Annotated in this window: 8 protein-coding genes and 1 pseudogene; 7 read left to right on the forward strand and 2 right to left on the reverse strand. The window is 68.7% G+C overall.

The window, feature by feature from the left end; all coding sequences use genetic code 11:
- Positions 1–14 precede the first annotated feature (14 nt).
- Positions 15–2,087, reverse strand: a complete 2,073-nt coding sequence (locus CBM2594_RS00980; RefSeq protein WP_116355198.1) for a carbon starvation CstA family protein — start codon at positions 2,085–2,087, stop codon at positions 15–17.
- A gap of 407 nt (positions 2,088–2,494) precedes the next feature.
- On the opposite strand from CBM2594_RS00980, the gene CBM2594_RS00985 reads away from it, so the two are divergent.
- On the forward strand, positions 2,495–3,901 hold the full coding sequence (locus CBM2594_RS00985) for a cache domain-containing protein (protein ID WP_116355199.1): 1,407 nt from the start codon (positions 2,495–2,497) through the stop codon (positions 3,899–3,901).
- A complete protein-coding gene (locus tag CBM2594_RS00990; protein WP_116355200.1) occupies positions 3,898–4,584 on the forward strand; it encodes a response regulator in 687 nt (228 codons plus the stop codon). The genes CBM2594_RS00985 and CBM2594_RS00990 overlap by 4 nt, the downstream gene beginning before the upstream one ends.
- A gap of 273 nt (positions 4,585–4,857) precedes the next feature.
- Here the strand turns inward: CBM2594_RS00990 and CBM2594_RS00995 are convergent, their stop codons facing one another.
- Positions 4,858–6,714 (reverse strand): phosphoenolpyruvate carboxykinase (GTP), encoded by a 1,857-nt coding sequence (locus CBM2594_RS00995; RefSeq protein ID WP_116355201.1) that lies wholly within the window; start codon positions 6,712–6,714, stop codon positions 4,858–4,860.
- Positions 6,715–7,235: 521 nt separating this feature from the next.
- On the opposite strand from CBM2594_RS00995, the gene CBM2594_RS01000 reads away from it, so the two are divergent.
- The 5 genes and pseudogenes from CBM2594_RS01000 (at position 7,236) to CBM2594_RS01020 (ending at position 15,135) form a co-directional block, all read left to right on the forward strand.
- Positions 7,236–8,261: a D-2-hydroxyacid dehydrogenase family protein gene (locus tag CBM2594_RS01000; protein ID WP_116355202.1), complete on the forward strand. Its 1,026-nt coding sequence runs from the start codon at positions 7,236–7,238 to the stop codon at positions 8,259–8,261.
- Between the two features lie 213 nt (positions 8,262–8,474).
- A pseudogene (locus CBM2594_RS01005) lies at positions 8,475–9,647 on the forward strand (MFS transporter).
- A 151-nt stretch (positions 9,648–9,798) separates the two neighbouring features.
- On the forward strand, positions 9,799–10,437 hold the full coding sequence (locus tag CBM2594_RS01010) for an MOSC domain-containing protein (RefSeq protein WP_116355203.1): 639 nt from the start codon (positions 9,799–9,801) through the stop codon (positions 10,435–10,437).
- Positions 10,438–10,698: 261 nt separating this feature from the next.
- The gene (locus CBM2594_RS01015; protein WP_116355204.1) at positions 10,699–11,934 is read left to right on the forward strand and encodes an efflux RND transporter periplasmic adaptor subunit; all 1,236 of its coding nucleotides are present in this window, start codon (positions 10,699–10,701) and stop codon (positions 11,932–11,934) included.
- A gap of 3 nt (positions 11,935–11,937) precedes the next feature.
- Positions 11,938–15,135, forward strand: coding sequence for an efflux RND transporter permease subunit (locus tag CBM2594_RS01020; protein ID WP_116355205.1), 3,198 nt, complete (start codon positions 11,938–11,940; stop codon positions 15,133–15,135).
- The last annotated feature ends 8 nt before the right edge of the window (positions 15,136–15,143 follow it).

Below are 15,143 nucleotides of genomic sequence, written 5' to 3' on the forward strand. Positions count from 1 at the left end.
TGTCTAGTTCAGCGTCAGGACTGTGCCGAAGCGGCGCCCGGCAGCGGCTCGAACGGCGTTTCCTGGTCGGTCGGGCGGTTCACGGCGCGGGCCTGCAGCGCCGTCTTGAAGCCGTAGAACACGATCGACAGCACCACCACCATGAACAGCGCGCACAGGCCGGCATCCAGGTAGTCGTTGAAGACGATGCGGTGCATCTGCTCCATCGACTTGGCCGGCGCCAGCACCTTGCCTTCGGCGATGGCGGCGCTGAACTTGGCGGCATGGGTCAGGAAGCTGACCTTGGGGTCTGCATGGAACAGCTTCTGCCAGCCGGCGGTCAGCGTGCAGATCAGCAGCCACACGGTCGGTACCAGCGTGACCCAGGCGTACTGGCCGCGCTTCATCTTGACCAGCACGCAGGTGCCCAGCACCAGCGCCACCGCGGCCAGCATCTGGTTGGAGATGCCGAACAGCGGCCACAGCGTGTTGATGCCGCCCAGCGGATCGACCACGCCCTGGTACAGGAAGTAGCCCCAGGCCGCCACGGTCAGCGCGGTGGCGATCAGGTTGGCGGGCAGCGAGTCGGTGCGCTTCATCGACGGCACGAAGCTGCCCAGCAGGTCCTGCAGCATGAAGCGGCCGGCGCGGGTGCCGGCGTCGACGGCGGTCAGGATGAACAGCGCCTCGAACAGGATGGCGAAGTGGTACCAGAACGCCATCATGGCCTGCCCGCCGACCACCTGGTGCAGGATATGGGCGATGCCCACCGCCAGCGTCGGCGCGCCGCCGGCGCGCGAGATGATGGTGTTCTCGCCGACGTCCTTGGCGGTCTGCACCAGCACGTCGGGCGTGATCACGAAGCCCCAGGTCGACACCGCCTGCGCCACCGCCTCGGGCGTGGTGCCGATCACCGCGGCGGGGCTGTTCATGGCGAAGTACACGCCGGGCTCGATCACCGCGGCGGCCACCAGCGCCATGATCGCGACGAAGGACTCGGCCAGCATCGCACCGTAGCCGATGAAGCGCGCGTGGGTCTCGTTCTCCAGCAGCTTGGGCGTGGTGCCGGACGAGATCAGCGCGTGGAAGCCCGACACCGCGCCGCAGGCGATGGTGATGAACAGGAACGGGAACAGGTTGCCCGACCACACCGGTCCGCCGCCCTCGGCGAACTGCGTGAAGGCCGGCATCTTCAGCTCCGGCGCGACGATCAGGATGCCCACCGCGAGCGCGATGATGGTGCCGATCTTCAGGAAGGTCGACAGGTAATCGCGCGGCGCCAGCAGCAGCCACACCGGCAGCACCGCGGCGACAAAGCCGTAGATGATCAGCATCCAGGTCAGCGCCTTGCCGTCGTAGGTGAACAGCGGCGCCAGCACGGCGCTTTCATGCACGTACTGCCCGCCGATGATGGCCAGCATCAGCAGCACGAAGCCGATCACCGAGACCTCGCCGATGCGGCCCGGGCGGATGTAGCGCGTGTAGATGCCCATGAAGAGGGCGATGGGGATGGTCACCGCCACGGTGAACGTGCCCCACGGCGAGTCCGCCAGCGCCTTCACCACGATCAGCGCCAGCACCGCCAGGATGATGATCATGATCATGAAGCAGCCGAACAGCGCGATCATGCCCGGCACCGTGCCCATCTCGGACTTGACCAGGTCGCCCAGCGAGCGGCCGTCGCGGCGCGTGGAGATGAACAGGATCATGAAGTCCTGTACCGCGCCGGCGAACACCACGCCGGCCAGCAGCCACAGCATGCCGGGCATATAGCCCATCTGCGCGGCCAGCACCGGGCCCACCAGCGGACCGGCGCCGGCAATGGCGGCGAAGTGGTGGCCGAACAGCACCGCCTTGTTGGTCGGCACGTAGTCCAGGCCATCGTTATGGCGCCACGCGGGCGTCATCCGCCTGGGATCGAGCTGCATCACCTTGTCGGCGATAAAGCGGCTGTAGTAGCGGTAGGCGATCAGGTAGATGCAGAGCGCGGCAACCACGATCCACAGCGCGCTGACGGCTTCGCCGCGCGCGAGCGCGACGGTGCCGAAGGCAAACGCGCCAAGGACGGCGACGGCCAGCCACACCAGGTGTTCTCCGATGCGATTCATAGTGAAGGGTCTCCTCAGACCGGGATTTGGAAAGCCTGCGGCGGCGAAGGACTGGCAACTGGCAACGGGCGGGTCGGCGGCGGGCGCGCCTGGGGCGGGCAGCGAGGGCAATCCGGCGGTGAGGGGTCTCCTGGGGTGCTGGAATTGAGGCTGCCGCGCGCCCGGTTCGTGTCGTTTCCGGATCTCGTCTTGCAGGCAGGCGATGCACCAACCGGGTAGGCGGTGCACCAACTGCGTGGACCCGCGCCGCATGTTGGGGCGGCTTGCGCGTCCGGCGTGTAGTATTGACAGCCGCCAAACCCCGCACAAGCGCGTAACTACGCAGCAGTTCTGCGTAGTACTACGCAAGTCGACGGTGGTATGCCGCCTGCGCGGCATCGGTGTTTACCCCCGATCCCCGGTCTCGTATGAAACTCCGCCAGAAAATCCTGTTGCTCGCCGTGGCGCCACTCGCGGTGGCGATGCTCGCCATTGCGCTGGCGGTGCGCTTCCAGGCCACCCAGCTGGCGCAGCATGAGCGCGCGCTGGTCGAGGCCGCCTACCTGCAGAGCAAGGAGACCGAGCTGCGCCACTACGTGGAACTGGCGCAGAGCGCGATCGCGCCGCTGGTGCGCTCCGGCCGCAACGACGCCGCCACGCGCCAGGCGGCGATGGAAGCGCTGGCGCGGCTGGACTACGGCCCCGACGGCTACTTCTTCCTGTACGACCTGCAGGGCCGCAACCTGATGCATCCGCGCCAGCCCGAGCTGGTCGGCCAGGATCTGTGGACGCTGCGCGACCCGCAGGGCGCGCCCACCATCCAGCAGCTGATCGCCGCGGCGAAGGGCGGCGGCGGCGCGGTGCGCTACCAGTGGCGCAAGCCCTCGTCGCAGCAGCTGGCGCCCAAGCTCGGCTATGTGGTGGCGGTGCCCGAATGGGGCTGGATGCTGGGTACCGGCATCTACCTGGATGACGTCGAGAGCACGCTGCGCCAGCTCGACGCGCGCGCCGAGACCGACATCCGCGAGACCATGGCGTGGATCGGCGTGATCGCCGGCATCAGCATCCTGCTGGTGGCGGCCAGCGGCCTGGCGCTGAACGTCAGCGAACACCGCGAGGCCGACGCCAAGCTGCGCCAGCTGGCGCAGCGCGTGGTGCAGTCGCAGGAAGAAGAGCGCGCGCGGCTGTCGCGCGAGCTGCACGACGGCATCAGCCAGTTGCTGGTCTCGGTCAAGCTGGTGCTGGAAACCGCCGCCAACCGGCTGCGCCTGGCCCCGTCCGAAGGCGCGGCGGTGGCGCCGGTGCTGGGCATGGCGCTGAACCGGCTCGACACCGTCTTCAATGAAGTGCGGCGGGTGGCGCGCAACCTGCGCCCGGCGCTGCTCGATGACCTGGGGCTGTTCGCCGCGCTCCAGCACCTGGCGCGCGAGATGCAGGGCGGCAGCGGCCTGGAGATCGCGGTCACGCAAAGCGGCACCGCGCGCGAACTGCCCGACGAGCAGGCCACGGCGCTGTTCCGCATCGCCCAGGAAGCGCTGACCAACGTCGAGCGCCATGCCGGTGCCCGGCGCGTTTCCGTGTCGCTCGCGTTCGATGCCGATGCCACGCGCCTGGTGGTGCGCGACGATGGCCACGGCTTCGACGTCGCGCGCATGCAGGCCGACCCGCAGCGCGGCATCGGCCTGCGCAACCTGCGCGAGCGCATCGCCGCGCTGTGCGGGCAGTTCGACATCGTTTCCGGCCTGGGCGGCACCCAGATCATCGCCTCGCTGCCGCCGGCCGGCCCCGCGGCCGCCGCGCGCCGGGCCATTTCCGCAGGACCCTCGCAGTCATGACCCATTTTCTTGCCGAAGACAGCGCAGCCGGCGAAGCGCCCGCGCGCGTGCTGCTGATCGACGACCACGCGCTGGTGCGCGACGGCATGCGCATGCACCTGGCGCTGCAGCCCGGACTGCGCGTGGTCGGCGAAGCCGATGACGGCGAAGCCGCGCTGGCGTGGCTGGACCGCGCCGGCGCGGCCGACATGCCGGACCTGGTGATCACCGATATCGGCATGCGCGGCATGGGCGGCATTGCGCTGGCGGCGGCGCTGCACGACCGCTATCCGGAACTCGCGGTGCTGATCGTGTCGATGCACGACAACCTGGAATACGTGCGCCAGGCCGTGCGCGCCGGCGCGCGCGGCTATGTGCTCAAGGACGCCCCGGCCGACGAGCTGATCGCAGCGATCCAGTCAGTGCTGGCCGGGCGCGTGTTCTACAGCGCCCGCATCGCCCGCGGCATCGCCGAGCAAAGCCCCGCGGCCGGCCCGCTCGACGCGCTGACGCCGCGCGAGCGCGATATCCTGCGCGGCATCGGGCGCGGCCTGGCCAACAAGGAGATCGCGGCGCAGCTGGGGGTGTCGGTGCGCACCGTCGAGACCCATCGGCTCAACCTGAAGCGCAAGCTGGGGATCGAGGGGCGGGCGGGGTTGGTGAAGTATGCGGTGGAGACGCTGGGGGATAGCGAGGCGGGGTGAGGAACACTCCGAAGCAAGCGAAGAGAGCGGTTTTGGGTGCCCCCAAACCGCCCGGACTTGCCTGAGCAAGGTGTTCTCCCTCTCCCCTCACGGGGAGAGGGCCGGGGTGAGGGGCGGTTTGACTAGGAACCACATCAAGCAAGGCCAACGGTGTTAACCCACGGACCTCAGCCTTTGACCCGCCTGCCCTCACTCCCTGCCCCTCTCCCGCTGCGCGGGAGAGGGAAGCAAACCGGCGCGATGCCGGCTGCTTCTGAAGCGCTGGCCCGAGGATCAACCCTCCAGCCGCTTGCCCAGTGCCTCGCGCGTTGCCGCCAGCGCCTGCGGCAGGTGGTGCTTCAGCTGCGTGAACAGCTCGTCATGCAGCGCCAGTTCCTTCTGCCAGGCGTCGCGGTCGATCGAGGTCACCTGCTCGAACTGCGCCGGCGAGAATTCCACGCCGTTCCAGTTCAGGTCCTGGTACCGCGGCGAGGTGCCGAACACGTGCTCGGCGCCCTGCCCCTTGCCTTCGACGCGGTCGATCATCCACGACAGCACGCGCATGTTCTCGCCGAAGCCCGGCCACACGAAGTTGCCGTCGGCGTCCTTGCGGAACCAGTTGACGCAGTAGATCTTCGGCAGCTTCGCGCCCGCGGCTTCGAGCTTCTTGCCCAGCTCGAGCCAGTGGCCGAAGTAGTCGCTCATGTTGTAGCCGCAGAACGGCAGCATCGCGAACGGGTCGCGGCGCACCACGCCTTGCTGGCCGGCGGCCGCGGCCGTGGTTTCCGAGCCCATGGTGGCGGCCATGTAGACGCCTTCGGTCCAGTCGCGCGCCTCGGTCACCAGCGGCACGGTGGTCGAGCGGCGGCCGCCGAAGATGAACGCATCAATGGGTACGCCGGCCGGGTTGTCCCAGTTGTCGTCGATCGACGGGCATTGCGATGCCGGCGCGGTGAAGCGCGCATTCGGGTGCGCGGCCTTGGCGCCGGTCGCCTTGGCGATTTCGGGGGTCCAGTCCTTGCCCTGCCAGTCGATCAGGTGCGCCGGCGCTTCCTTGGTCATGCCCTCCCACCACACGTCGCCGTCGTCGGTCAGCGCCACGTTGGTGAAGATGACGTTTTCCTTCAGCGTCGCCATCGCGTTGTAGTTGGTCTTCTCGCTGGTGCCCGGCGCCACGCCGAAGTAGCCGGCTTCCGGGTTGATCGCGTACAGGCGGCCGTCCTGGCCCGGCTTGATCCAGGCGATGTCGTCGCCGATGGTGGTGACCTTCCAGCCCTCGAAGCCCTTGGGCGGGATCAGCATGGCGAAGTTGGTCTTGCCGCAGGCCGACGGGAAGGCGGCGGCGACATGGTATTTCCTGCCCTCGGGCGAGGTCACGCCGAGGATCAGCATGTGCTCGGCGAGCCAGCCTTCGTCGCGGCCCATGGTCGAGGCAATACGCAGCGCGAAGCACTTCTTGCCCAGCAGCGCATTGCCGCCGTAGCCCGAGCCGAACGACCAGATCTCGCGCGTTTCCGGGAAATGGACGATGTACTTGGTGGGGTTGCACGGCCACGCCACGTCTTTCTCGCCGGCGGCCAGCGGCTTGCCCACGGTGTGCACGCACGGCACGAAGGCGCCGTCGCTGCCCAGCACTTCATAGACGGCCTTGCCCATGCGGGTCATGATGCGCATGTTGACCGCCACGTACGGCGAATCCGACAGTTCCACGCCGATATGGGCGATCGGCGAACCCAGCGGCCCCATCGAGAACGGCACTACATACAGGGTGCGGCCGCGCATGCAGCCGTCGAACAGGCCGGCCAGGGTCTGGCGCATCTCGGCCGGCGGGGTCCAGTTGTTGGTCGGGCCGGCATCTTCCTGCTTTTCGGAGCAGATGAAGGTACGGTCTTCGACGCGGGCCACGTCCGACGGGTCCGACAGGGCCAGGAAGGAATTCTTGCGCTTGGCCGGGTTCAGCCGCTTCATGGTGCCGGCGGCGACCATCTGCTCGCACAGGCGGTCATATTCTTCCTGCGAGCCGTCGCACCAGTAGATATTGTCGGGCTTGGTCAGCGCGGCGATTTCCGCGACCCAGGCAATCAGCTTGGGGTGCTTGACCCAGGCCGGCGCATTGACGGCTGCCGTACCTTGCATCGTGGGGTGGTTCATACTGCAGACTCCAGATTTGTAAAGGGAAGGAAGGAATCCTTGCAAAGCCTGGCCGGCGGGTCGTCATGCGTGCCGGGGGCCGGAACCGTCACTGCCGCGGGTTGCTGCCGGGGCCGCATCGGGAGCGTCACATCCCGTTACAACTCCGCGGCGGCCCGGTTTGCGCAAAAGGTCGCGGCGGTCGCTGCGGCTGCGCTACAGTGGCGCTTCGCCCGCGCAGGGAGGCCTGCACATGCCGGCCGGGCTTTTTCCGGAGGCAGCCGCGTGACGGGAGCAACGCTCGACCGACAATCCGCGGCGGCACCGGAGCGGGCAAGGATACCACTGGCGCACCCCCCTGTTTTTTGCTGCGCAACAATTGCCGGCGCCGGCGGGCGCGGGATTTGCACCCGCGGCGCCAGGGCTGCGGCACGCCGGTGCGGGGTTCGCAAACGTTTCACAACAATACTGTTGGCCGGCACGCGCCACTGTGGGCGCGCGCACCAACTGGCACAACGTCCCGAAGATAACCAGGGTTGCCGATGAAGATTGCCGTACTCGACGATTACCAGGATGCCGTGCGCAAGCTGCCTTGCTTCAGCCTGCTGGAGGGGCACGACGTCAAGGTGTTCAACAACACCGTCAAGGGCGTGGGCCAGCTGGCGGCGCGCCTGTCGGACGTGGAAGCCGTGGTGCTGATCCGCGAACGCACCCGCATCACCCGCCAACTGCTGGAAAAACTGCCCAAACTGAAGCTGATCAGCCAGACCGGCCGGGTCGGCGCCGGGCCCGGCAGCCATATCGACCTGGATGCCGCCACCGACCGCGGCGTGGCGGTGCTCGAAGGCGTCGGCTCGCCGGTGGCGCCGGCCGAGCTGACCTGGGCGCTGATCATGGCCGCGCAGCGCCGCATTCCGCAGTACGTGGCCAGCCTGAAGCACGGCGCATGGCAGCAGTCGGGGCTGAAATCGACCACGATGCCGCCGAATTTCGGCCTGGGCCAGGTGCTGCGCGGCCAGACGCTGGGGATCTGGGGCTACGGCAAGATCGGCCGGCTGCTGGCCGGCTATGGCCGCGCCTTCGGCATGAACGTGCTGGTCTGGGGCCGCGAGGCGTCGCAGCAGGGCGCGCGCGCCGACGGGCTGGAGGTGGCGGCCTCCAGGGAGCAACTGTTCGCCGACAGCGACGTGCTGTCGCTGCACCTGCGGCTGAACGACGACACCCGCGGCATCGTCAAGCAGGCCGACCTGACCGCCATGAAGCCGACCGCGCTGTTCGTCAATACCAGCCGCGCCGAGCTGCTGGAAGAAAACGCGCTGGTCGCCGCGCTCAACCGGGGCCGCCCGGGCATGGCCGCGGTCGACGTGTTCGAATCCGAGCCGATCCTGCAGGGCCACGCGCTGCTGCGCATGGAAAACTGCATCTGCACGCCGCACCTGGGCTATGTGGAACGCGACAGCTACGAGCTGTATTTCCGCACGGCGTTCCAGAACATCCTGGACGTGCTGGCCGGCAAGCATGACTGCATCGTCAACCCGAAGGCGCTGGCGCCGGTGCTGACGCGCTGAGGCGCTGGTTTTCTCTCCTTTCCCGCAAGCGGGCGAGGGTAGCCTTGTTCGGACGGTGTTGGCTGCGGCTGGCGCCTGCCTATCTCCCCGCCAACGCGAATTTTCCGAACCCGCTACACTCGGGTCTTCCCCAGCCGCCGGCCGCAATGGCCTGGCGGCAGACCGACAAAACAACAAGGCGCGCTTCGCGCCAGTCCCTCTCCCAAGGCCGGCATGGACCCCAGGCTCGTGACGCTCTGCGTCGGCAATTTCGTCATCGGCACCGGTGCGATGATCGTGACCGGCATGTTGAATGACATAGCCGGCGATTTCGGCCTGGGCGCGGCCAGCGCCGGGCAACTGATCTCGGTGTTCGCGCTGGCCACCTGCGTGGGCGCGCCGCTGTTCGCCACGCTGGGCTCGCGCATCGATCGCCGGCTGCTGCTGGCCGGCTCGCTGCTGGTCTACGGGGTGATGCACCTGGCCGCGGCGCTGGCGCCCAGCTTTGCCGCGCTGATGGCGATCCGCTTCCTGACCGCGATCGGCGCCGCCATCTATACGCCGCAGACCGCGGCCACGCTGCCGCTGCTGGTCAATGCGCAGACCCGCGGGCGCGCCATCAGCTTTGTGTTCCTGGGCTGGAGCATTGCCAGCGTGGTGGGGGTGCCGCTGGGCACGTGGATTTCCAGCACGCTGGGCTGGCGCGTCAGCATGGCGCTGGTGGGAGCGATGGCGCTGCTGGTGTCGGCGGCGGTGTGGCGCGCGCTGCCGCGCGGGCTGATGGTGCCGCCGGCCGGGCGCGAGGCCTGGGTCGCCGTGCTGCGCCACAAGCCGGTGATGCTGGTGGTGCTGACCACCATGATCTCGTCGGCCGGCATGTTCACGCTGTTTACCTATATTGCCCCGCTGATGCGCGACGTCTATGGCATCAGCGGCGGCGCGCTCAGCCTGATGTTCCTGGCCTATGGCGCCTGCGGGGTGTTCGGCAACGCCATGGCGGCGTCGCGCATGGACCGGGTCACGCCCAGCCGGATCGTGCAGGTGACGCTGCTGACGTCGATCACGGCGATGGTGCTGTGGCCGCTGGCGGGGCTGGGCAGCGTGGCGCTGGTGGCGCTGTTCATGCTGTGGGGCGTGGGCGGGTTTGCCACCAACAGCGCGCAGCAGGCGCGGCTGGTGCTGCTGGCGCCGTAGCGGGCCGCGGTGTCGATCTCGCTGAATTCCTCGTCGATCTACCTGGGCCAGGCCGCCGGCGCCATGGCGGGCGCGGCCATCTATACGCTGGCCGGCCCCGACACGCTGCACTGGGGCGCGGCGGCGCTGATGCTGGCGGCGCTGGCGGTGTCGCAGCGCGCGCGGCTGCTGGGCTGCCGCTGGCAGCCGCCGCAAGCGGCGCAGCAGCTCTGATTCCCTTCTGAAACGGGCGCCGCGGCCCCGCGCCGGCGCCTTGTGAGGAACCGCACCAAGCCTTTGTCCACAGCCTTATCCGCCCCGTTATCCTCAGGGATATCCGCAGCTTATCCACATCCCTATCCACAACCACGAAGCGGGGGCGCACGTGAGCGATTCGAGACCTTGGCCGGGCCTTGCGCGTGTGCTGGCGGTCAGCCTGGGAAAGGCCATCCCGCTGGTGGTGGCGGGGGCGGGCACCGAGGCGGTGGTGCTGTCCGGCATCCGCAAGCATCCGGTCAGCACGCTACTGCACCCGCTGCGGGTCCAGGTGCAGCCGCTCGGGCTGGCCGGCGACGAGCAGGGTGACCTGACCGTGCACGGCGGGCTCGACAAGGCGGTCTACGCCTACCCGTCGGAGCACTACGCCTGGTGGAACGCCCGCCGCCGCGCCTGCGCCCAGCCCGAGTCCGGCCCGCCGCTGCCCTACGGCGCGATGGGCGAAAACCTGACGCTCGAGGGTTTGCTCGAGTCCGCGCTATGGATCGGCGACCTGGTGCGGGTCGGCACCGCGCTGCTGCGCGTGGAAGCCCCGCGCCAGCCCTGCTACAAGTTCAACGCCGCGCTGGGCTACCGCCATGCGGTGCGCGACATGGTGCAGAGCGGCTATTCCGGGGTCTACCTGAGCGTGGTGCTCAAGGGCGAGGTGCGCGCCGGCGATGCCGTGATTGTGCAGGCCGGACCACGGGAATTGTCGGTCGACAGCGTCAATCAGTGGCGCCGCGATGGCCGGCGGCAGCTTTTCTGATAATGTTTGTCTAACCATACAAGCGCCCCGCTACACACATCCCCGGCCTCCCCTGTGGCCCGGACGGCGTTTGCCGGCGCCGGGCATTACCAGATCCTTGCACCTCTGTAACGGACTGTAATACGCGGCGCTGGCTCCGGCGGGCGAAGCGCGGTACTAGTAGAGTCTTTGCGCGACACGCACCGGCAACATCTGCTGACAACATGCCGGGCGGTACACGGGGAGTGGCGCTGAAGACGCGGGGCAGAGGGTCCACACAATATGAAATCTGACAGGATCGACCAGCCCAAGGGCTTCGTCGACAGCAACTGGAGGGCGGTCGCCGGGACCGGGCGCGGCCGCGTGTCGCCGTGGCTGGCGGTGTTGGTGGTGCTGGCGCTTGCCGGCCTGGGCTGGTTCGCATGGCGCACCTGGCTTGCCCCCAAGCCGGCGCCGAAGCCGCCGGCGGCGGCGGTGGTGGCCACCGCGCCGGTGCAGCAGGGCGACGTGCCGCTGCAGGTCTCGGCCAACGGCAATGTCACGGCGCTGTCGACCGTGGAGGTGCGGCCGCAGGTGTCCAGCACCGTGCGCACCGTCCATATCAAGGAAGGCCAGACCGTCAAGCCCGGCGACCTGCTGTTCTCGCTCGATACCCGCATGGACGAGGCCAACCTGGCCAAGGCCCAGGCGCAACTGCTGCGCGACCAGGCCGACCTGGCCGACGCCCGCCGCACGCTGGCGCGCAGCCAGGAGCTGCTGCAGCGCAATTTCATCTCGAAGAGCGCGGTCGATACCGCGCAGGCCAGGGTCGACGGCTTTGCCGCCACCGTGCGCGCCGACCAGGCCGCGATCGAGGCCAGCCGCGTGGCGGTCAGCTACGGCGCGATCCGCGCCACCATCAGCGGCCGCACCGGCGTGATCAACGCCTTCCCCGGCTCGCTGGTGCTGCCCAACAGCACCCAGCCGATGGTCACCATCGCCCAGGTGCAGCCGATCGCCGTCACCTTCAGCCTGCCCGAACGCCAGCTGGCCGCGCTGCGCGAGGCGCTGCGCGCGGGCCCGGTGCAGGTCACCGCGCAGCCCAACGACGGCAACAAGGCGCCGGTGACCGGCCGCATCAGCTTTGTCGATAACACCGTCGACCCGCAGTACGGCACCATCCGCGTCAAGGCGCAATTCGACAATGAAGAACAGCGGCTGTGGCCGGGCACCTATGCCACCGTCAGCGCCGTGGTGCAGACGTTGAAGGGCGCGCTGACGGTGCCGCCGCAGGCGGTGGTGACCGGCCCGGAAGGCCGTTTCGTCTATGTGGTGCAGCCCGACAGCAAGGTCGCGCGCGTGCCGGTGCGGGTGGTGACCACCACCGCCGCCGCCGCCGTGGTCGAGGGCGTGCAGTCCGGCGCCCGCGTGGTGGTGGAAGGCACGCAGAACCTGCGCCCCGGCGCGCTGGTGCGCGAGGCCGCGGCCCGCGGCGCCTCCGGCGCCGACGCCGCCCGCCCTGCCGCCGCGGGGCACTGAGCCATGACGCTCTCGGAACTCTGCATCCGCCGTCCGGTGATGACGGTGCTGCTGTGCCTGGCCGTGATCGTCACCGGCATCGTGCTGTACCCGACCATCCCGATCGCCGCGCTGCCCAGCTTCAACTCGCCGGTGATCCAGGTCACCGCGACGCTGCCGGGCGCGAGCCCGGAAACCATGGCGGCATCGGTGGCGACGCAGCTGGAAAAGCAGTTCGCGACCATCCCCGGCGTGTCGGTGATCAGCTCGTCGAACACGCTCGGCAATTCCAGCATCACGATCGAATTCAACAGCGACCGCAATATCGACGACGCAGCCGTTGACGTGCAGGCGGCGCTGTTCCGCGCGCAGCGTTCGCTGCCGATCGAGATGACCACGCCGCCGTCGTACCGCAAGGTCAACCCGGCCGACGCGCCGGTGCTGCTGCTGGCGATCAACTCGCCGGCGATGAGCCTGGCCGACCTGAACGCGTTCGGCGACAACCTGATCTCGCCCACGCTGGCGACGCTGCCGGGCGTGGCGCAGGTGCAGATCTTCGGCCAGAAGCGCTTTGCGGTGCGCGTGCGCGCGCATCCGGATGCGCTGGCCGCGCGCGGCCTGACGCTGGACGAGCTGGCCACCGCGCTGAACCGCGCCAATGCCAACACGCCGGTGGGCACGCTCGACAGCGCACGCCAGACCCTGACCATCCAGGCCAACCGGCAGCTCACCAGTGCCGACGCCTTCCGCAATATCATCGTCGCCAGCCAGCCCAACGGCGCGCTGGTGCGGCTGTCGGACGTGGCCGAGGTCGAGGACAGCGTCGAGACCATCAAGACCGGCAGCTGGCTCAACAACGAGCGCTCGATCGTGCTGGCCGTGCTGCGCCAGCCCGACGCCAACACCGTCGCCGTGGTCGACGCCATCCATGCCGCCCTGCCCCGGCTGATCCAGCAGATGCCCGGCTCGATCAACGTGTCGGTGGTCAACGACCGCTCGCGCTCGATCCGCGAATCGATCCATGACGTGCAGTTCACGCTGGCGCTGACGGTGGCGCTGGTGGTGCTGGTGATCTTCCTGTTCCTGCGCCGCGCCGCGGCCACGCTGATCCCGACCGTGTCGCTGCCGATCTCGCTGATCGGCACGGTGGCGCTGATGAAGGCGTTCGGCTACAGCCTGGACAACGTCTCGCTGCTGGCGATCACGCTGGCGGTGGGGCTGGTGGTCGACGATGCCATCGTCATGCTCGAGAACATCGTGCGCCATATCGAGGAAGGCGTGCCGCCGCTCAAGGCCGCGCTGGTGGGATCGCGCGAGATGGGTTTCACCATCCTGTCGATCTCGATCTCGCTGGTGGCGGTGTTTATCCCGATCTTCTTCATGCCGGGCGTGATCGGGCTGCTGTTCCATGAATTCGCCGCGGTGGTGTCGCTGTCGATCCTGGTGTCGGCGCTGGTGTCGCTGACGCTGATCCCGATGCTGTGCGCGCGCTTCCTGTCGGCCGAGAACGTGCCGGTGGACGAATCGCACCACGCCTATGGCGACCACCCGGTGGCGCAGCCGGCCGCGGCGCAGAAGCAGACGCTGGGCATGCGTTCGACGCAGTGGTTCGAAAACCTGTTCGAGTTCACGCTGCACCGCTACGCGCGCGGGCTGGACTGGTGCCTGGCGCACCGCCGCACCGTGCTGGGGGCGGCGGGCCTGACCTTCGTGCTGACCGCGGTGCTGTTCGTGGCCATCCCCAAGGGCTTCTTCCCGGAAGAAGACATCGGCCAGATCCGCGTCAACGCCGAAGGGCCGCAGGACATCTCGTTCGATGCCATGTCCGAGCGCCTGCGCGACGCGGCCGAGCGCATGCGCGCCAACCCGGCGGTCAAGAGCATCGTGGTGGCGATCGGCGGCGGGCCGTCGCCGGCCATCAACACCGGGCGCATGTTCGTCGAACTGAAGCCGCGCGGCGAGCGCGGGGCCATGCCCAGGGTGATCGAGTCATTGCGGCGCGACGTCGCCGGCGTGCCGGGCCTGGCGGTGTACTTCGCGCCGGTGCAGAACCTGCAGCTGGGCGGGCGCCAGAGCAAGAGCCGCTACCAGTACACGCTGCAGAGCGTGAAGGCCGGGCAGCTGCAGGACGCCTCCGACCAGCTGATGGCGAAGATGCGCGCCGACAGCCTGTTCCGCGACGTCACCAGCGACTCGCAGCAGTCGGGTCTGGAAGCGCACCTGACCATCGACCGCGACAAGGCCAATGCACTGGGCGTGCAGATGCAGGACGTGCGCACCGCGCTGTACTCGGCCTTCGGCGAGCGCCAGGTGTCGACCATCTACACGCCGATCGACAACTACTACGTGATCCTGCAGGCGGCCGATGCCGACCGCACCGACGAAAGCGCGTTCGCCAAGCTTTATGTGCGCAGCAAGACCGGGCAGATGGTGCCGGTCTCGGCCTTCGCCACCACCGAGCGCCGGGTCGGCCCGATCGCGGTCAACCACCAGGGGCAGCTGCCGTCGGTGACGGTGTCGTTCAACCTGGCCCCGGGCGCGGCGCTGGGCGACGCCTCGGCGCGCATCGACCGCTACAAGCAGGAGATCGCGATGCCCAGCTCGATCTTCACCAGCTGGGGCGGCGACGCGGCCGTGTTCCAGTCGTCGCAGGCGACGCAGATCGTGCTGCTGGTCGCGGCGATCGCGGTGATCTACACGCTGCTGGGGGTGCTGTACGAAAGCTACATCCACCCGCTGACCATCCTGGCGGGTCTGCCGTCCGCGGCGGTCGGCGCGTTGCTGACGCTGTTCATCTTCAACGTCGAGCTGTCGCTGATCGCGGTGATCGGCGTGCTGATGCTGATCGGCATCGTCAAGAAGAACGCGATCATGATGATCGACTTCGCGCTGGCGGCGCAGCGCGAACAAGGCATGACCCCGGCCAGAGCGATCCGGCAGGCGTGCCTGCTGCGCTTCCGGCCGATCATGATGACCACCTTCGCCGCGGTGATGGGCGCGCTGCCGCTGGCGCTGGGCCTGGGCGCCGGCGCCGAGCTGCGCCAGCCGCTGGGTTTGGCGGTGGTGGGCGGGCTGCTGTTCTCGCAGGTGATCACGCTGTTCATCACGCCGGTGATCTACCTGGCGCTGGACCGCTTCTCCGGCACCGGGCCGCTGCAGATCGACGCGGAAGGCAACCGGCTGCCGCACAAGGCGCCCGGGGAGACGGTGCGGCAGCATTGAGGGCGGGC

It is taken from the genome of Cupriavidus taiwanensis, from assembly GCF_900249755.1.
Lineage (GTDB): Bacteria > Pseudomonadota > Gammaproteobacteria > Burkholderiales > Burkholderiaceae > Cupriavidus > Cupriavidus taiwanensis_D.

Coding starts and splice junctions, on each gene's coding strand:
- CBM2594_RS00980 (WP_116355198.1), bottom strand. CDS start 2,087: ATGAATCGCATCGGAGAACACCTGGTGTGGCTGGCCGTCGCCGTCCTT.
- CBM2594_RS00985 (WP_116355199.1), top strand. CDS start 2,495: ATGAAACTCCGCCAGAAAATCCTGTTGCTCGCCGTGGCGCCACTCGCG.
- CBM2594_RS00990 (WP_116355200.1), top strand. CDS start 3,898: ATGACCCATTTTCTTGCCGAAGACAGCGCAGCCGGCGAAGCGCCCGCG.
- CBM2594_RS00995 (WP_116355201.1), bottom strand. CDS start 6,714: ATGAACCACCCCACGATGCAAGGTACGGCAGCCGTCAATGCGCCGGCC.
- CBM2594_RS01000 (WP_116355202.1), top strand. CDS start 7,236: ATGAAGATTGCCGTACTCGACGATTACCAGGATGCCGTGCGCAAGCTG.
- CBM2594_RS01015 (WP_116355204.1), top strand. CDS start 10,699: ATGAAATCTGACAGGATCGACCAGCCCAAGGGCTTCGTCGACAGCAAC.
- CBM2594_RS01020 (WP_116355205.1), top strand. CDS start 11,938: ATGACGCTCTCGGAACTCTGCATCCGCCGTCCGGTGATGACGGTGCTG.